This is a genomic window from Burkholderia pulmonis (genome assembly GCF_984667975.1).
The window spans coordinates 1140545-1158160 of record NZ_OZ480186.1 but is presented as its reverse complement, the minus strand read 5'-3'; the positions used below and the strand labels follow the sequence as shown (position 1 = coordinate 1158160).

Below are 17616 nucleotides of genomic sequence, written 5' to 3'. Positions count from 1 at the left end.
CGATGCCCGCTTCCGCTTCTCCCTCGATCGCCGGCCTGCTCCTCGCAGGCGGGCGCGGCACGCGCATGGACGGCGTCGACAAGGGCCTGCAACTGCTCGACGGCACACCGCTCGCGCTGCATGTGCTGCGCCGGCTGTCGCCCCAGGTCGGCGAGACGCTGATCAGCGCGAATCGCCACGCCGATCGCTATGCCGAACTGGGTGCGCCGTTCGACGCGCGCATCGTCGCCGACGAAACGCCCGACTTCCCCGGCCCGCTCGCGGGCCTGCTTGCCGGCATGCGGGCAGCGCGCGCACCGCTCGTCGCCAGTTCGCCGTGCGACACCCCCTATCTGCCCGCCGACCTCGTCGCGCGGCTGCACGCAGCACTCGACGCGCAGCAGGCCGACATCGCGATGGCGGTGACCGTCGACACGCAACAGGTGCGCTCGCCGCAACCGACGTTCGCGCTGCTGCGCACGTCGCTGGCGGACGACCTGGCCGCCCGACTCGCGGCCGGCGACCGCAAGGTGCGTGCGTGGTACGCACGCCACAAGACGGTCGAAGTCGAGTTTCGCGACGAGCGTGCGTTTTACAATGCCAACTCCTGGCAGGAACTCGACGCGCTGGCCCGCCGCTGACGGCGCCCGTGCCGTTCCCGCCCGCCGCACGCGAAACCCGCGCCCAGGCACCCTCCTCGCGCCACCGGCCACGAACCCGATACGCCTTGCGGCGCAGTCCGACTGATGATCACGCAATCCTCGCCCGCCTCCCGAACCGCACCCGATTCCGATGCTCCGCTGTCGCTCGCCGACGCGCAGGCGCTCGCGTGCCGCTTCGCGGTGCCCGTGGATGCGTGCGACACGGTGACGCTGCGTGATGCGCTCGACCGCGTGCTCGCGGCCGACGTGAACGCGCCGTTCGACATTCCCGCGTACGACAATTCGGCAATGGACGGCTATGCGTTCGACGCAGCCGCGCTCGCATCGCCCCGGGGTGACGTGGCGATGACCGTCTCCGGCACCGCTTTCGCCGGCCATCCGTTCGACGGCGCCGTGGCGGCCGGTTCATGCGTGCGCATCATGACGGGCGCGCCGATGCCGGCCAGATGCGACACGGTGATTCCCCAGGAACGCGTGCGCGTCGACGGCGACACGATCCGCTTCGCCGCGTCCGACGTCGTACGCGGCGCGAACTGCCGCAAGGCCGGCGAGGATCTCGCGCGCGGCGCCTGTGCACTCGCCGCAGGCCGCATCCTGCGCCCGTCCGATCTCGGCCTGCTCGCGTCGTTCGGCATTACCGCCGTGTCGGTACGCCGCCGCGTACGCGTCGCCGTGTTCTCGACCGGCGACGAGCTGCGCGAACCCGGCGAACCGCTCGGCCGCGGCGCGCTGTACGACAGCAATCGCGGAATGCTGATCGCGATGCTCGAACGGCTTCACGTGGACGCGGTCGACCTCGGTATCGTCCGCGACGACCCGGCAGCGCTCGAAGCCGCGTTGCGCGACGCCGTCGCCGCGCAGGCCGACGCGGTGATCACGTCGGGCGGCGTGTCGGTCGGCGAAGCCGACTTCACACGCGACGTGATGGCAAAACTCGGCAATGTGACGTTCGCGAGCCTCGCGCTGCGGCCCGGCCGGCCGCTCGCGTGCGGCACGCTCGCACGCTCGGCCGGCGGTGCCGGTCACGCGCTGTTCTTCGGGCTGCCCGGCAATCCGGTCGCGTCCGCCGTCACGTTCTACGCGATCGTTCGCCCTGCGCTGCTGACACTGGCCGGCGCGCAGACGCCGCCGCCGGCGATGTACACGGCCCTCAGCACGCAAGCGCTGAAGACGCGCCCCGGCCGCACCGAATATCTGCGCGGCATCGCGACGCGCGCTGCCGACGGTCGCTGGCACGTCGCGCCGGCCGGATCGCAAAGCTCCGCGTCGCTGAGCGGCCTCGCAGCCGCCAACTGTTTCATCGTCCTGGGCCACGATACCGCGGCAGTCGACGCGGGCGCCCCGGTCGACATCCTGCCGCTCGACGGCCTGATCTGAATTCCACTATTGGTATATCTCTACGGGGGCAATCCGCACATGAAAAAACAAATCTCGTCGATCGCCGCGGGGCAGACCGCAAAGGCGCTGATCCTCGTCTACCTGACGTTCAGCGTGCCGATCGTGCTGCTCGGCATTCTCGTCGCGTACATCCGCTACGGGATGGTCGAACTGAGCACGATCCTGAGCGCGCTGCTGCTGAACGCGATTCTCGGTTTCGTGCTGCTGTGGATCGCATGTCACGCGTACAACTGGGTCGCGTCGCGCTTCGGCGGCATCGAGATCGTGCTGTCCGATCCGCCGGAGGAAGCGTGAGCGGCACGCCGCTGATCCGTGCAGCCGAAGCGCGCGACGTCGGCGCGATCCTCGCGCTGATGCGCGAGCTCGCCGAGTTCGAGAAGCTCACGGATCTGTTCGTCGCGACCGAAGCCGATCTCGCCGACGCGCTGTTCGGCGAGCATCCCGCCGCCGAAGCGCGGGTAGCCGAGCAGGACGGCGAGATCGTCGCGTATGCGCTGTTCTTCCACAATTACTCGACGTTCCTCGGCCGTCGCGGCCTCTATCTCGAGGATCTGTACGTGCAGCCGTCGCAGCGCGGCACGGGCCTCGGCACCGCGATGCTGCGTCATCTCGCGGCACTCGCCGTCGAGCGCCGTTGCGGCCGCTTCGAATGGTCGGTCCTCGACTGGAACCAGCCGGCGATCGATTTCTACGAGAAGATGGGCGCCACCGTGCTGCCCGAGTGGCGCATCGTCCGCGTGACGGGCGACGCGCTGGGTACGCTCGCCGGACCATGAGCGCGGGCCGGCTGCACCGGTGATCGCTTCAAAAGAAAACGGGCGCCTCGGCGCCCGTTTTTTCGTTCCGGCGGCGGCAGGCGACACGCATCACGCGTCGTCGGCATCGGCGCCGTCAGCGCCTTCCGCACCGAGCAACCCCGCCGCGGTGTCGCCCGGCAGCGCCTCGACCTGCTTCAGCTTGCGGTTCATCACGCGCGTGCGCTGCTCGGCCGCCTCGATCGAGCGCGTGACCGTTTCGAGTTGCGACTTCGTGCGCGCGAGCACGTCGCCGAACTTGCCGAACTCCGTCTTGACCGCGCCGAGCACCTGCCAGACCTCGCTCGAGCGCTGCTCGATCGCGAGTGTGCGGAAGCCCATCTGCAGACTGTTCAGCAGCGCGGTGAGCGTCGTCGGCCCGGCAACCGTCACGCGATAGTCGCGCTGCAGCAGGTCGGTCAGCCCCGGGCGGCGCAGGATCTCCGCATAGAGCCCCTCGGTCGGCAGGAACAGCAGTGCGAAATCGGTCGTGTGCGGCGGCGCGACGTACTTCTCGGCGATCGTGCGCGCCTCCAGCCGGACACGCGACTCGAGCGCGCGGGCCGCCTCCTCGACCGCCACCGCATCGGCGCGCTCCTGCGCGTCGATCAGACGCTCGTAGTCTTCGCGCGGGAATTTCGCGTCGATCGGCAGCCATACCGGCGGCGCGTCGCGCGTGCCGGCCTCGCGCCCCGGCAGCCGGATCGCGAACTCGACGCGCTCGGTGCTCTTCGGCACCGTCGCGACGTTCTTCGCGTACTGGTCGGGCGTCAGCATCTGTTCAAGCAGCGCTTCGAGCTGCACTTCGCCCCAGGTTCCGCGCGTCTTCACGTTGGTCAGCACCTTCTTCAGGTCGCCGACGCCGGCCGCGAGCGTCTGCATTTCGCCGAGCCCGCGATGCACCTGCTCGAGCCGGTCCGACACGAGCTTGAACGATTCGCCGAGCCGGTGCTCGAGCGTCGCGTGCAGCTTCTCGTCGACGGTACGACGCATTTCCTCGAGCTTCGCCGCGTTGTTGGTCTCGATTTCCTTCAGACGCTGCTCGAGCGTCGCCCGCACCTCGCCGATCCGCCGATCGTTCGCCTCGGTCAGTTGCGTGAGCTGCCGGTTCAACGTGTCACCGAACAACCGGAGTGCGCCCGTCTGTTCCTCGCGCGCCTGCTGCGCCTGGCGCTGCACGCTCTCGCGCATCGCGTCGAACTGCTGCGCATTGCCGGCGACGAGCTTGCCGAGCTGCTGCGCGAACCCCTCGATCTGGTTGTTCTGCACGGTCGCCACGCTCGTCAGCTGCGCGGCGAGCGTCTGCTGAAGCTGCGCGAAGCTGCCGGCCAGCTCGGTGCGCGAGCCGCGCGCGTTCTCGACGATCTCGCCGCGCAATTCGCGCTCGAGCCGTTCGACCGCGCGTGCCTGCGCATGCGCGGCGTCCTCGATCTGGTCGCCGAGCACCGCGACATCGTCGTGGCGGCCGCCGCCGCGCGCGAGCGCGACGATCGCCACCGCAAGTGCGACGACCAGCACGACGACCGCCGCAAGCAACAACGTCATCGTCATGCGCGCGACTTCCCGATCACGTCAGGGTTGATGGGATTCGGCGGTTGCCCCGCGCGCGGCCCCTCGCCCAGCGCGGCGATCAGGTTGTCGGCGGCGAGATTCGCCATCGCGCGGCGCGTCTTTTCGGTCGCGCTCGCGATATGCGGCGTCAGCACGACGTTCGGCACCTCGAGCAGCGCCGGATGCACGGTCGGCTCGCCCTCGTACACGTCGAGCCCGGCCGCGGCGATCGTGCCGTCGCGCAGCGCAACGGCCAGCGCCGCATCGTCGACGATCCCGCCGCGCGCGATGTTGGTCAGCGTCGCCGTGGATTTCATCTTCGCGAGCTCGGCCGCGCCGATCGTGTGATGGTTTTCCTTCGTGTACGGCAGCACGAGCACGACGTGATCGGCGCGCGCGAGCAGCGCATCCTTCGACACGTATTCGGCATTCAGCTCGGCCTCGATCTCGGGCGCGACCCGCGAGCGGTTGTGATAGATCACCTGCATCCCGAAGCCGCGCGCGCGGCGTGCGAGCGCCTGGCCGATGCGGCCCATCCCGATGACCCCGAGCGTCGAGCCGTGGATGTCGGTGCCGAGAAAGCCGTCGTACGCCCACTTCTGCCAGTGGCCGGCGCGCAGCCAGTGCTCGGATTCGGCGATCCGGCGCGCGGCGGCCATCATCAACGCCCAGCCGAAATCGGCGGTCGATTCGTTCAGTACGTCGGGCGTATTCGTGCCGAGCACGTTCGCCGCGTTGAACGCAGCCATGTCGAAGTTGTTGTAGCCGACCGCCATGTTCGCCACGACGCGCAGGCGCGGCGCCGCCGCGAGCGTCGCCGCACCGACCGGGTCGCCGGCCGTCAGCGCCCCGTCCTTGTCGGCCAGGCGCGCGGCGAGCACATCGGGTGCGAGCGCGTCGCCGTTGTTCCAGTCGACTTCGAAATACTGCTTGAGGCGTTCGATCACGTCCGGAAAGATCGGACGCGCGACCAGGATCTTCTGCATCGCCATCTCCGCATGCCGCGGACGGGTCGCAGCGCGCCATGCGCTGCCGGGGCCGCCCGCTCGAGGTTGAAAATCGTCAGCTTACGCCGTGAAGAACAGCCACGACGTCAGCAGGAAAACCGGTATCAGCACGACCAGCGCCCAGCCGAGGTACGCAAAGAAGCTCGGCATCTTCACGCCGCGCGATTCGGCGATCGCCTTCACCATGAAGTTCGGCGCGTTGCCGATATAGCTGTTCGCGCCCATGAACACCGCGCCCGCGGAAATCGCGGCGAGCGTCGATGCGCCCGTCGTCATCAGCGTCTGTGCGTCGCCGCCCGCGAGGTTGAAGAACACCAGATAGGTCGGCGCATTGTCGAGGAACGACGACAGGATGCCCGTCGCCCAGAAGTACATCGCGTCGACCGGCTTGCCGTCCGGCCCCGTGACGAGATGGACGATCTGCGCGAACGAACCGTCCGCGCCCGCACGCAGGATCACGATCACCGGCGCGATCGTCACGAAGATGCCCGCGAACAGCTTCGCGACTTCCTCGATCGGCGCCCAGTTGAACGCGTTGCCTTCGCGCGCCGAACGCGGTGTCAGCGCGAGCGACGCGAGCGTCACGCCCGCGAGCGCGACGTCGCGCACGAGATTCTGCAGCGCGACGTGCGTACCCCACACGTCGAACGTGATGCCGGGCTTCCAGATGCCGCTCATCAGCACGAGTGCGACCACGGCCGCGAGCAGCACGAAGTTGATCTTGCCGTCGATCGACAGGGCCGTGCCGTCGGGCGTCGGATCGAGCACGGCCGGCCGCTCCTCGCCGCCCTTCCGGTAGAAGTACGTGTCGAGCGCGAAGAACAGCGTCAGCAGCACGACGCAGATGAACAGCATCGGCAGCGCGAGATGCGTGGTGGTCCAGAAGAAGCTCACGCCGTTCAGGAAGCCGAGGAACAGCGGCGGATCGCCGAGCGGAGACAACGAGCCGCCCGCGTTCGCGACGAGGAAGATGAAGAAGATCACGACGTGCACGACGTGCTTGCGGTTGTCGTTCGCGCGCAGGAGCGGCCGGATCAGCAGCATCGCGGCGCCCGTCGTGCCCATCACGCTCGCGAGCAGCGTGCCGAGCGCGAGGATCCCGGTGTTCAGCTTCGGCGTGCCGTGCAGGTTGCCGTTCACGCAGATGCCGCCCGCGACCGTATAGAGCGCGGTAAGCAGCACGATGAACGGAATGTATTCCTCGAGCAGCGCATGCACGAGCGTGCCGAACGCGGTGCCGGCACCGAACGCGACCGCGAACGGCACGAGGAACGCGATCGCCCAGCCGGCGGCGATCTTGCCGAAGTGGTGATGCCAGAACACGGGGGCGACGAGCGGGAACAGCGCGATCGACAGCAGGATCCCGGCGAACGGGACACCCCAGAGCGCGGACAGCGTGGCACCGTCGAGCGTGGCGGCCGATGCGAGCGCCGGAACCGCGCCAAGCGCGATTCCCGACGCCATGCCCGCCCAGGCGGCATGTCGTTTCATGCAGAACTTCCTTGTTCGAATGGTGGTGGATGCAGCGGGCGCGTCATGCGCCCCGTACGACGATCGCATGCACGCGGTACGGGCCGTGCGCGCCCAGGACGATGGTCTGCTCGATGTCGCCGGTACGCGACGGGCCCGACACGAAATTGACCGCGCGCGGCAATTCGCCGCGCTCCGCGCGAATCAGCGCGAATGCGTCTTCGTGACCGGCGACGATCCGCGATGCCGGCACGATCGCGATGTGAGTTTCCGGCAGCAGCCCGGCCGATGCATACGTATCGGGGCCGGACAGCAGCACCAGCGACCCCGTCTCGGCGGTCGCGCAAAAACAGCCGGTCAACCCGACGAGATCGCCGTCGCGCGGCTTGCGGCACTCGACCGACAGGCCGGCGCCGGCCCAGTCGAGATCGGCCAGCGTGCGCCAGGCAACGGCCTGCGTCGGCAGGCCGTGAGCGGAAAGATAACGGGCGGCGGCAGCGGGCGCGTCGGCCAGCGTCGCGACTTCGTCGACCGTGGTCGACAGGCGCGCCGCTTCATCGACGAAGGCGGCGACGAGATCGGCCGGCGCCGGCGGGCGCGGGCCCTGCGGATGACGGGCGAGATAGTCGGCGACACCGTCGCGCTCCGCTGCGTCGGGCTCGGCCGCGCGCCCCTGCGCCGCGCGGATGCGCGCGAGGATCTGGCGACGGGCAGCAGAAGTGTCCATGAACGGTCCTCGTGACGTTGGCGTGCAATACCATCGGATTATACCGGCCGCCCCTGCCGCCACGCACCTTCGGCCGAACGGCCGGCGCTCACTTCGACGCGTCTTCCTCGACCGGCTGCGCGATGCCGAACACCTGGCGCAGGTACGCGAGATACGCCTTGTCGTCGCACATGCTCTTGCCCGGCGAATCCGACAGCTTCGCGACCGGCTGGCCGTTGCAGCGGACCATCTTGATCACGATCTGCAGCGGTACGTAGCCGAGATCGTTGGTGAGGTTCGTGCCGACGCCGAACGCAAGCTTGCAGCGCCCGCGGAACCGTTCGTACAACTGCATGACCTTCGGGATGTCGAGCGCGTCCGAGAACACCAGCACCTTGGTGCGCGGGTCGCACCGGTTCGCCTCGTAATGGTGCAGCATCCGCTCGCCCCAGTCGAACGGATCGCCCGAATCGTGGCGCGCGCCGTCGAACAGCTTGCAGAAGTACATGTCGAAGTCGTTCAGGAACGCGTCCATCCCGTAGACGTCCGACAGCGCGATCCCGAGGTCGCCCCGATATTCCTTCGCCCACATCTCGAAGCCGTAGATCTGCGAATCGCGCAGCCGTGGGCCGAGCGCCTGGCACGCCTGCAGGTATTCGTGCGCCATCGTGCCGAGCGGCGTGATGTCGTGCTTCATCGCGTACAGCACGTTGCTCGTGCCGGCGAACTGCGGGCCGAGCCCGTCGCGCAGCGTGAGCGCGACCTCCTCGTGCCAGACCTTCGAGAAGCGCCGGCGCGTGCCGTAGTCGGCGATCTTGCAATCGGCGAATTCGGGTTTCGCGCCAAGCAGCTTGATCTTCTCGCGCAGCCGCTCGCGGCCTTCGCGATAGTCGGGTTCGCGCTGCGTATTGCGGAAATAGACTTCGTTGACGATCGCGAGCACCGGGATCTCGAACAGGATCGTATGCAGCCACGGCCCCTCGATCTCGATGTCGATCTCGCCGTTGCCCTTCGGCGACGGCGTGATCGAGATGTACTTCTCGTTCAGGTGGAACAGCGCGAGGAAGTCGACGAAATCGCTCTTGATGAAGCGCATGCGCCGCAGGTAGTCGAGCTCGACGTCGGAAAAGCGCAGCGAGCAAAGGCCGCGTACCTCGTCGCGGATCTCGTCGATGTACGGCACGAGATCGACGCCCGGTGTGCGGCACCGGAAACGGTATTCGACGCTTGCAGCGGGAAAATGATGCAGGACGACCTGCATCATCGTGAACTTGTAGAGATCCGTGTCCAGCAGCGAAGTGATGATCATGATTACGGCACCGCCAATATCGTGACAGGGCCCCGGCGCACCGCGCGCCGCCCGGTCTGTCGGCCATGTTACCCGAATGCGGGCCCGACCATCGTGAAACCGCCCGCCGCCTTGTCCCGTCGCGCCGGCGCCCCGTGTGCGGGCATCATCTTTGCACACCCCATAAACTAATCACGAAACGATATAAGCCGGATAGCCGACCACGCCATGCGGGTTTTGCGCTTCAGTTACAATGCCGCTTTTGGCGCAAACGCCACCCCATATATACCGCCAAGCAGGAGCGTTTTAATGACTCACGTTGTGACCGAAGGCTGCATCAAGTGCAAATACACGGACTGCGTGGATGTGTGCCCGGTGGATTGCTTCCGTGAAGGTCCCAACTTTCTCGCCATCGATCCGGACGAGTGCATCGACTGCGCCGTGTGCGTCGCCGAGTGCCCGACCAACGCGATCTATGCCGAAGAAGACGTTCCGGGCGACCAGCAGCAGTTCACCGAGCTGAACGCCGAGCTGGCAAAGGGCTGGCCGTCGATCACGAAGACCAAGCCGGCACCGGCCGACGCGGACGAGTGGAAGGACGTGCAGGACAAACTGCACCTGCTCGAACGCTGATCGCGCAGCGGCCGTCAAAAACTTTTGTGCGCCACCGCCCAAAAGTATTGACAGGTTAGCGAACACTCCATACAATCTCGTTTCTCTGCTGTTGTTGTTTGTTCCCCGATAGCTCAGTCGGTAGAGCGCCGGACTGTTAATCCGTAGGTCCCTGGTTCGAGCCCAGGTCGGGGAGCCAAAAACACAAAAGCCCGTTGAAAGTGGACGGGTTTTTTGTTGGAAACAACACACGCAGATATACCGATTTATTCCCCGATAGCTCAGTCGGTAGAGCGCCGGACTGTTAATCCGTAGGTCCCTGGTTCGAGCCCAGGTCGGGGAGCCAGACAAGCGAAAGGCCCGTCATTCGACGGGCCTTTTGTTTTTCCTGCCGCCCTCCCGCTGTTCCGCCTTTCATTGCCCGGTCACGCGCGTGCTAGAGTCTCTGTCCCGCATTCGCATCCGGTTCCGTCGATGAAGCATCGCCTCCTCCGCTCCGCCCCCTTCGCCCTCCTGCTCTCCGCCTTCGTCGCGGCACCGCTCGCGCACGCGGAGGAAGTCGGCAGCGTCAACACCCATTTCCGCGTCACGGGCTCCGACCGCGTGGTCGTCGAAGCGTATGACGATCCGGTCGTGAACGGCGTGACCTGCTACGTGTCGCGTGCGCGCACGGGCGGAATCAAGGGCACGCTGGGCGTCGCCGAGGATCCGAGCGAAGCGTCGATCGCGTGCCGACAGGTCGGCCCGATCAGCTTCAAGGAACCGCTCAAGCAGCAGACCGACGTGTTCAGCGAACGCATGTCGTTCATCTTCAAGACGCTGCACGTCGTGCGCGTGGTCGACAAGAAGCGCAACACGATCGTCTACCTGACCTACAGCGACCGCATCGTCAGCGGCAGCCCGAAGAACGCCGTCACCGCGGTGCCGATGCCCGCCGGCACGACGATTCCGGTCAAGTAAAGCCTGCGCCCGCCGGGCGCGCGAGCGATACACTATCGGTTCGACCTCCCCCGCGCCCGATCATGTCCGCCACCCGTCTTCCGGATTCCGCACGCTACTGGCGCACGCCGCTGCTGCCGGATGCGGATCTCGTCACGGCGACCTATCGCGACCACACGTTCGCGCCGCACTGGCACGACGCGTACACGATCCCCGTGATTCTCGAAGGCGCGGAACGCTTCACCTATCGCGGCAACGGCTATGTCGCCGACACGGGCAGCGTGCCCGTGATCAACCCCGGCGAAGTGCATACGGGGTCGCGCGCAGCCGACGAAGGCTGGTGCTATCGCGTCAGCTACCTGCCGGTCGATTTCATCCGCGAACTCACGAGCGCAATCGCAGGCCGTCCGCAGGACGCACCGTGGTTTGCCCCCGACGTGATTCACGACGCCGATCTCGCCGCCCGGCTCACCCTGGCGCACCGGATGATGGAAGCCGGCAGCGAACGCGCGCTGTGCGCACAGGCACATGCGCACGGTCGGCCGGCCGACGACCCGGCAAGCAACGCACCGCGCATCTACGATCCGCTTGCCGCCGAAACGGCGATGCTCGACGCGCTGTCGACGCTGATCGTGCGCCATGCCGACGCACTGCCGCGACCGGCGCCGTACGTGGCCGACGAACCGCGCGTCGACGCGATGCGCGAACGGCTCGCCGCCGATCTGATGTCGCCGGTGACGCTCGACGACGTCGCGCAGGCGGCCGGCCTGTCGCCGTTCCATGCGGCGCGCCTGTTCACGCGCACGACCGGCATGCCGCCGCATGCATGGCGCAACCAGCTGCGGCTGCAGCGTGCGCTGGCGCCGCTGCGCGCGGGCGTCCCCGTCGCCGACGTCGCGGCGGCCAGCGGCTTCGTCGACCAGAGCCACTTCACGCGGCATTTCAAACGGATGTTCGGCGTGCCGCCCGGGCGCTGGCAAGCAAGCTGACACGCGGCGCTCGCGGCCGGCGGCCGAGATGCGGCCGGCAGTTGCCAGTACGCGAGCCGCCCCCGTCCGGCGGGCGCAAGAACATACAAGCCGTCCCGCCACCGGCCCGCTATCCTCCAACGCATGGAGGACCGCTCTTTGAACCCGACACCCGCATCGCCCCCGCGCCGCCCGCTCAACGAATGGCTCGACGGCGCGCGCGACACGATTCCGATGATGATCGGCGCAGCCCCGTTCGGCGTGATTTTCGGCACGCTCGTCGGCGGCGGCCCGCTCGCCCCATGGCATGGCGCACTGATGTCGCTCGCCGTGTTCGCAGGCTCCGCGCAGTTCATCGCGCTCGGCCTGATCGCCGGTAGCGCGAGCTTCGTCGTCGTGCTCGCGACGACCCTGATCGTGAACCTGCGCCATCTGCTGTACAGCGCAACCCTCGCGCCCTATGTCGCGCACCTGCCGCTGCGCTGGCGCGCGACGCTCGGCGCGCTGATGACCGACGAAGTGTTCGCGGTCGCCTATGCGCACTACCGGCACTTCCCGCCCGGCGCGATCGGCCCCCACTACTTTTTCGGCTCCGGGCTCGCGATGTACCTGAACTGGCAGGTCTGGACGCTCGCGGGCATCGGCTTCGGCGCGGCGTTCCCGGGCCTGCAGTCGCTCGGCCTCGATTTCGCGATGGCGGCCACCTTCATCGCGATCGTCGTTCCGCAGCTCGGCACGCTGCGCTATTTCGCGGCCGCCGCGACGGCCGGCACGCTCGCTTACTTCTGGCAGGGCTGGCCGTACAAGCTCGGGCTGCTCGGCGCGGTCGCCGCCGGCGTTGCGATCGGCGTCGCGCTCACGCTGCTGCACGAACGTACGCGCGCCGGCTCGCGCACGGAGGCCGCATCGTGAGCTACGCGCTGCTGATCCTCGGGATGGCCGTCATCACGTACGCGATCCGCTCGACGCTGTTCCTGTTCGGCGAGCGGCTGACCTTCCCGCCGCTCGTGCGGACCGCACTCGGCTTCGTGCCGGTCACCGTGCTGACCGCGATCATCGTGCCGATGGCCGTCTCGCCGCACGGCGGCACGGCCGAGCTGACCTGGCGCAATCCGCAACTGGTCGGCGCACTCGCCGCAGTGCTCGTGTCGGCCGCGACCCGCCGCCCGCTCGTGACGATCGCGGCCGGGCTCGTGGTGTTCTTCTTCTGGCAAGGGGTCGTACTCCCGCACTGGCTGGCCGCCTGAGCGGACACTCCACCGCGCGCGCTCAAGTTTCGGCCCGGCGCGCCGATATAGGGAATGAAGACCCGCCACCGGCCTCGGCGCGCACCGGTCAGTCGACGCTGCGCCCGCCCCGGTGCGCCGTGCCGGCCGCCGGCTTGCGCGGGCCGCCATCGAGACGATTCATGGGCCAGATCACCCTTTCCCTCAAGGACGACACGCTCGAGTCCCTGCGCAAGGACTACGACGCGTTCGTCCGCGTGTCGCTGAAACTCGACCCGCAGTTCGCGACGCCGTCGTTCGAGGATTTCCTGCGCGCGAAACTGCTCGACAACATGGTGCCGCTGACCGAACACGCGGTGCAGCGGATGCTGCAGGGCGGCCAGTATGCGTGGGCCAAGCGCACGCTCGACAAGGAATTTCCGGATGTCGTCGCGATCCTGATGCGGCAGGCCGGCGAATTCGGCTTCGGCTTTGCGTCGCGCTCCGAATGGACCCCCGACGAGCTCGCGAAGGCGTGCCGCGACTGGGCGAAGGCGATCGTCGCCGAAGCGCAGGGCGACCCGTCGCTGATCGACCCGCTCGCGTCGCAGATCAAGGGCGCGGCGCAAGACATCCAGACGCTCGAGGAACTGATGCAGACGCCTGCGTGGCGGCTCGCGGAATCCTTGCGGCAGCGCATCTACGAGGCCAAGCTCGCGTGCGAGATGAGCGTCGGCAGCACCGCGCGCGACAAGCTCGGCGAACTGCGCGGGCTGCTGCGGCTCGGGCTCGCGCACGGCTCGTTCCAGAAGCAGGAAGCGCAGCAGATCATGGAATACCTGCGGCTGCTGAAGCCGGAGATCTTCGTCGAAGAGCCGTACGACGTCTTCGCACGGCTCGCCGCCTGGCTGCGCAGCGTATTCACGCCGGCCGCCGTCAGGCCGGCCCAGGGGCAGGGACAAGGGCAAGGACAACGCCGGCCGTAACCGCGCACCCGTTCCGCTGACAGCACGACGCCATGAAAAAGGCCCGGTTCACGCAAAGCGAACCGGGCCTTTTGACAGTCGCCGTCGCGTAGCGCTTACTGCGTCGCGCCCTGGGCCGATGCACCGCCCTCCGTGCCGACCGATGCGCCGCCTTCGGTCGCTTCGCCGGCCTTCGTCTTGGCCGAGCCCGCATGGCCCTTGGCCGACTTCGCGGCATGCTTCGTGTGCTTCTTGGCCGAATGGGCAGTCGACTTCGCCGACTCCTTCGCACCATCGGCTGCCGCGCCGACCGCATCGGTTGCGCCGCCGGCCGCATTGCCCGACGCGTTCGCGCCGGCGCCGCCCTGCACGCCTGCGCCGACACCTGCCGCCGGCGCTTGCGCCTGCACGCCGGCACCGGCTGCACCCTGCGCCGCCGTACCCGTCTGGGCAAATGCGGCCGAAGTGGCGAACGCCGTCAGCGCGGCACCGATCAGCATCGTACGAATCCTGGACATGGCAATTCTCCTCGAGAGTTGTGAGCCCGGGCCGCAGCGATGCGGCCCGTGGCATCCCTGCCGCAACACGCAGCAGGTATGACAGAAGACCCGCGGCCTGCACGGCCGGTTCGTCGATTTCTCAGACTGTTACCCACCGTTTCATTTGCTGACGAATCGCTCACAGTCCTTAACAACTGCATGCGGGGCCGGCCCGCGCTCGCATGCCGACGCGCGGTGCCGTATGATGCGGGCGTTTCCTCCCGCGCCTCGCGCACCTTCTTCGTCATGCCCAATCTGGATTTCACGCTGACCGGCGAATACGTCGAGCTGCACAACCTTCTCAAGATCACCGGCCTCGCGGACAGCGGCGGTACCGCGAAGCTGATCGTCGCGTCCGGCGCGGTGAAAGTCGACGGTGCGGTCGAGCTGCGCAAGACCTGCAAGATCCGCGCGGGCCAGGTCGTGCTGCTCGGCGACACGCGCATCGCAGTACGCGAGGCTTAGCACCCGCATCGTTCCCCCTGCGCACGACATGGCCATCGGCGCACGCGTTCGACACGGTACGAATAAAGCCGTAAGCTAACCGTCTCTCAAAATAAATACATAGAGCGCGGGCCCGCACTCGCGCGAGCGCCCATTCCATGTCGCATTCCGGTCTCACGCGGACGGCCGCCGCACCGCCGTCGCTATCCAGTCACGCCGCCGATACCGCGCGCCTCGCCGCGCCGCTCGCGATCGCGCAACTTTCCCAGATGGCGATGAGCGTCACCGATACGGTGCTGCTCGGTTCGCTCGGCCCCGACTCGCTCGCAGCGGGCGGGCTCGGCGCGAACTTCTTCTTCGTCATCGTGACCATCCTGCAAGGCGTGCTGTCGTCGGTCAGCGTGAGCGTCGCGCATGCGCGCGGCGCGCAGGCCGAGGATCGCGTGCCTCACATCTACTGGACGGGCTTCGCGCTGTCGGTATTGCTCGCGATTCCCGCGATCGTCGCGCTGTCGCTGTCCGAACCGATCCTGCTGATGTTCCACGAGCCGCCGCTGCTCGCGCATCACGTCGGCGAATATACGGGCATCCTGCGCTACGCGGCGCTCGGCAGCCTGATCGGCGTCGGGCTGATGCGCGCATTCCTGCCTGCGATCGGCGCCGCCAAGCGGCTACTGTGGGTGTCGGTCGGCGGCGTCGGCGTCAACGGCGTGCTGAACTACGGGCTCATCCACGGCGCATTCGGGCTGCCGCGCCTCGGCTTTCTCGGCTCCGCGGTCGCGACAACGATCACGATCTGGCTCACCGCGCTTGCACTGATCTGGCTGCTGCACGGCCGGCAGCGCTTCCGCCATTTCGTGACCGCGTCGCGTCCGAAGCTGCCCGTGATGGGCGAGCTGATCGGCATCGGCTGGCCCGTCGCGATCACGTACGGGGTCGAATCGACGCTGTTCCTCGCCACCGGCCTCACGGTCGGCGTGCTGGGCGCGACGTCGCTTGCCGCACACCAGATCGCGCTGAACGTCGCGTCGGTGTCGTTCATGGTGCCGCTGGCGATCGGCCAGGCCGCCAACGTGCGCGTCGGCTACTGGGTCGGCGCGGGCTCCCCCGTCGCCGCGCGGCACGCAGGCTTCGTCGCACTCGCGCTCGGCGTCGCATTCATGTCGCTGTCGGGCCTCGTGATGATCGTCGCGCCGCATACGATCGTCGGCCTGTACCTGCATCTCGACGACCCGGCCAACGCGGCCACCGTATCGCTCGCCGCGTCGCTACTCGGCATCGCCGCGGTGTTCCAGATCGTCGACGGCATGCAGACCGTCGCGTCGGGCGCGCTGCGCGGCCTGAAGGACACGCGCATCCCGATGCTCGCGGCGACCTTCGGCTACTGGGGGATCGGCTTTCCGACCGGCTACTGGTTCGCGTTCCACGCGGGCCTCGGCGCGCGCGGCCTGTGGTGGGGGCTCGCCGCCGGCCTCGCGAGCGTCGCCGTGCTGATGGCATGGCGCTTTCACCGCAAGACCGCGTCGCTCATTGCGGCGGCGCACTAGTCGCGACACGACGCGAAATCGCGGCCGGCGCTATGCTTGTCGGTTGAACACCTCGAGACGCCGCGCGAGCGGCGCGACGGCCTCACGATACGTCTGATGCCGCGCGACGACGCGCGGCCTTTCCCCTTTCCAGGAGGAGTGCATCATGAACGAAGCAGTTCGGATGGAACGCGACACGTTCGGCGAGATCGCCGTCCCGGCCGACCGGCTCTGGGGCGCACAGACCGAGCGCTCGCTGCAGAATTTCCGGATTTCGACCGAGAAGCAGTCGCCCGAGCTGATCCATGCGCTGGCGATCGTCAAGCGCGCCGCGGCTGCCGTGAACCAGTCGCTCGGCGTGCTCGCCGACGACAAGGCGCGCGCGATCATCGACGCCGCCGACGAGATCATCGCCGGCAAGCATCCGCGCGAATTCCCGCTCGCCGTGTGGCAGACGGGCTCCGGCACGCAGACCAACATGAACCTCAACGAGGTGATCGCGAACCGCGCGAGCGAATTGATGGGCGGCGAGCGCGGCGAAGCGCGCAAGGTGCATCCGAACGACGACGTGAACCGCGGCCAGTCGTCGAACGACGTGTTCCCGACCGCGATGCACGTCGCGGCCGCGTATGCGATCGTCAACCACCTGCTGCCGGCACTGCGCACGCTGCGTGCGACGCTCGACGCGAAGTCGAAGGCATTCGCCGACATCGTGAAGATCGGCCGCACGCACCTGCAGGACGCGACGCCGCTCACGCTCGGCCAGGAGTTTTCCGGCTACGTCGCGCAGCTCGACCAGAGCATCCGTCACGTCGAATCGGCGCTGCCGCACCTGTACGAGCTCGCGCTCGGCGGTACCGCGGTCGGCACCGGGCTGAATGCGCATCCGGAGTTCGCGGTGCGTGTCGCCGACGAGATCGGCCGGCTCGCGAAACTGCCGTTCGTGACGGCGCCGAGCAAGTTCGAGGTGATGGCGGCAGCCGATGCGCTGGTGTTCGCGCACGGTGCGCTGAAGACGGTCGCGGCCGGCCTGATGAAGATCGCGAACGACGTGCGCTGGCTCGCGAGCGGGCCGCGCTGCGGGCTCGGCGAGCTGTCGATTCCGGAAAACGAACCGGGCAGCTCGATCATGCCGGGCAAGGTGAACCCGACGCAGTCGGAAGCCGTGACGATGCTGTGCTGCCAGGTGTTCGGTAACGACGTCGCCGTCAACGTCGGTGGCGCAAGCGGCAATTTCGAGCTGAACGTGTTCCGGCCGATGATCGCGCACAACGTGCTGCAGTCGGTGCGGCTGCTCGCCGACGGCGCGCAGAGCTTCAACGATCACTGCGCGGCAGGCATCGAGCCGAACCGCTCGCGGATCGACCTGCTGCTGAACGAATCGCTGATGCTGGTGACGGCGCTCAATCCGCACATCGGCTACGACAAGTCCGCGCAGATCGCGAAGAAGGCGCACAAGGAAGGCACGACGCTGAAGGCGGCCGCGCTCGCGCTCGGCTACCTGACCGAGGCCGAATTCGATGCGTGGGTACGCCCCGAGCAGATGATCGGGGCACAGTAACG

General features: G+C 67.9%; 19 protein-coding genes and 2 tRNA genes. 15 read left to right on the top strand and 6 right to left on the bottom strand.

Annotated elements, in window-relative coordinates; translation table 11 throughout:
- Window positions 1-2: 2 nt before the first annotated feature.
- From mobA to AC5LXK_RS05450, 4 genes are all read left to right on the top strand, one after another.
- Window positions 3-620 carry a molybdenum cofactor guanylyltransferase MobA gene (gene mobA / locus AC5LXK_RS05465; protein ID WP_493390654.1) on the top strand — a complete coding sequence of 206 codons (618 nt, stop codon included), beginning with the start codon at window positions 3-5 and terminating at the stop codon, window positions 618-620.
- Window positions 621-725: 105 nt separating this feature from the next.
- Window positions 726-2018, top strand: coding sequence for a molybdopterin molybdotransferase MoeA (gene moeA / locus AC5LXK_RS05460; protein ID WP_493390653.1), 1293 nt, complete (start codon window positions 726-728; stop codon window positions 2016-2018).
- A 39-nt stretch (window positions 2019-2057) separates the two neighbouring features.
- Entirely contained in the window at window positions 2058-2333 is a 276-nt protein-coding gene (locus tag AC5LXK_RS05455; protein ID WP_006476519.1) for a hypothetical protein, read from the top strand.
- Window positions 2330-2815: a GNAT family N-acetyltransferase gene (locus tag AC5LXK_RS05450; protein ID WP_493390652.1), complete on the top strand. Its 486-nt coding sequence runs from the start codon at window positions 2330-2332 to the stop codon at window positions 2813-2815. The genes AC5LXK_RS05455 and AC5LXK_RS05450 overlap by 4 nt, the downstream gene beginning before the upstream one ends.
- A gap of 90 nt (window positions 2816-2905) precedes the next feature.
- Here AC5LXK_RS05450 and AC5LXK_RS05445 read toward each other — a convergent pair whose 3' ends face one another.
- The 5 genes from AC5LXK_RS05445 to pncB form a co-directional block, all read right to left on the bottom strand.
- Window positions 2906-4384 (bottom strand): DNA recombination protein RmuC, encoded by a 1479-nt coding sequence (locus AC5LXK_RS05445; protein WP_493390651.1) that lies wholly within the window; start codon window positions 4382-4384, stop codon window positions 2906-2908.
- Complete coding sequence (locus AC5LXK_RS05440; protein WP_493390650.1) at window positions 4381-5370, bottom strand: 2-hydroxyacid dehydrogenase; 990 nt, start codon at window positions 5368-5370, stop codon at window positions 4381-4383. The genes AC5LXK_RS05445 and AC5LXK_RS05440 overlap by 4 nt, the downstream gene beginning before the upstream one ends.
- Window positions 5371-5451: 81 nt before the next feature.
- A complete protein-coding gene (locus tag AC5LXK_RS05435; RefSeq protein ID WP_493390649.1) occupies window positions 5452-6882 on the bottom strand; it encodes a sodium:proton antiporter in 1431 nt (476 codons plus the stop codon).
- Window positions 6883-6925: 43 nt separating this feature from the next.
- Complete coding sequence (locus AC5LXK_RS05430) at window positions 6926-7588, bottom strand: LutC/YkgG family protein (RefSeq protein ID WP_493390648.1); 663 nt, start codon at window positions 7586-7588, stop codon at window positions 6926-6928.
- Window positions 7589-7676: 88 nt separating this feature from the next.
- On the bottom strand, window positions 7677-8876 hold the full coding sequence (gene pncB / locus AC5LXK_RS05425) for a nicotinate phosphoribosyltransferase (RefSeq protein WP_493390647.1): 1200 nt from the start codon (window positions 8874-8876) through the stop codon (window positions 7677-7679).
- A 288-nt stretch (window positions 8877-9164) separates the two neighbouring features.
- On the opposite strand from pncB, the gene fdxA reads away from it, so the two are divergent.
- The 8 genes from fdxA (at window position 9165) to AC5LXK_RS05385 (ending at window position 13565) form a co-directional block, all read left to right on the top strand.
- On the top strand, window positions 9165-9488 hold the full coding sequence (fdxA, locus tag AC5LXK_RS05420; RefSeq protein ID WP_034183076.1) for a ferredoxin FdxA: 324 nt from the start codon (window positions 9165-9167) through the stop codon (window positions 9486-9488).
- A gap of 102 nt (window positions 9489-9590) precedes the next feature.
- Window positions 9591-9666 (top strand) — tRNA-Asn (locus AC5LXK_RS05415).
- 71 nt (window positions 9667-9737) lie between these two features.
- Window positions 9738-9813 (top strand) — tRNA-Asn (locus AC5LXK_RS05410).
- 128 nt (window positions 9814-9941) lie between these two features.
- Complete coding sequence (locus AC5LXK_RS05405) at window positions 9942-10427, top strand: CreA family protein (RefSeq protein ID WP_493390646.1); 486 nt, start codon at window positions 9942-9944, stop codon at window positions 10425-10427.
- Between the two features lie 62 nt (window positions 10428-10489).
- A complete protein-coding gene (locus AC5LXK_RS05400) occupies window positions 10490-11395 on the top strand; it encodes an AraC family transcriptional regulator (RefSeq protein WP_493390645.1) in 906 nt (301 codons plus the stop codon).
- A 123-nt stretch (window positions 11396-11518) separates the two neighbouring features.
- Complete coding sequence (locus AC5LXK_RS05395) at window positions 11519-12286, top strand: AzlC family ABC transporter permease (protein WP_493390644.1); 768 nt, start codon at window positions 11519-11521, stop codon at window positions 12284-12286.
- Window positions 12283-12621 (top strand): AzlD domain-containing protein, encoded by a 339-nt coding sequence (locus AC5LXK_RS05390; RefSeq protein ID WP_493390643.1) that lies wholly within the window; start codon window positions 12283-12285, stop codon window positions 12619-12621. The genes AC5LXK_RS05395 and AC5LXK_RS05390 overlap by 4 nt, the downstream gene beginning before the upstream one ends.
- A 161-nt stretch (window positions 12622-12782) precedes the next feature.
- Window positions 12783-13565, top strand: a complete 783-nt coding sequence (locus AC5LXK_RS05385) for a DUF4088 family protein (protein ID WP_059235420.1) — start codon at window positions 12783-12785, stop codon at window positions 13563-13565.
- A gap of 95 nt (window positions 13566-13660) precedes the next feature.
- Here AC5LXK_RS05385 and AC5LXK_RS05380 read toward each other — a convergent pair whose 3' ends face one another.
- Window positions 13661-14062 carry a hypothetical protein gene (locus tag AC5LXK_RS05380; RefSeq protein WP_493390642.1) on the bottom strand — a complete coding sequence of 134 codons (402 nt, stop codon included), beginning with the start codon at window positions 14060-14062 and terminating at the stop codon, window positions 13661-13663.
- 267 nt (window positions 14063-14329) lie between these two features.
- Between AC5LXK_RS05380 and AC5LXK_RS05375 the strand changes: the two genes are divergently transcribed.
- The 3 genes from AC5LXK_RS05375 (at window position 14330) to fumC (ending at window position 17614) form a co-directional block, all read left to right on the top strand.
- On the top strand, window positions 14330-14548 hold the full coding sequence (locus AC5LXK_RS05375; RefSeq protein ID WP_006486208.1) for an RNA-binding S4 domain-containing protein: 219 nt from the start codon (window positions 14330-14332) through the stop codon (window positions 14546-14548).
- Window positions 14549-14685: 137 nt separating this feature from the next.
- Window positions 14686-16074 carry a multidrug efflux MATE transporter NorM gene (gene norM, locus AC5LXK_RS05370; protein WP_493390641.1) on the top strand — a complete coding sequence of 463 codons (1389 nt, stop codon included), beginning with the start codon at window positions 14686-14688 and terminating at the stop codon, window positions 16072-16074.
- 145 nt (window positions 16075-16219) lie between these two features.
- The gene (fumC, locus tag AC5LXK_RS05365; RefSeq protein WP_493390640.1) at window positions 16220-17614 is read left to right on the top strand and encodes a class II fumarate hydratase; all 1395 of its coding nucleotides are present in this window, start codon (window positions 16220-16222) and stop codon (window positions 17612-17614) included.
- Window positions 17615-17616 lie beyond the last annotated feature (2 nt).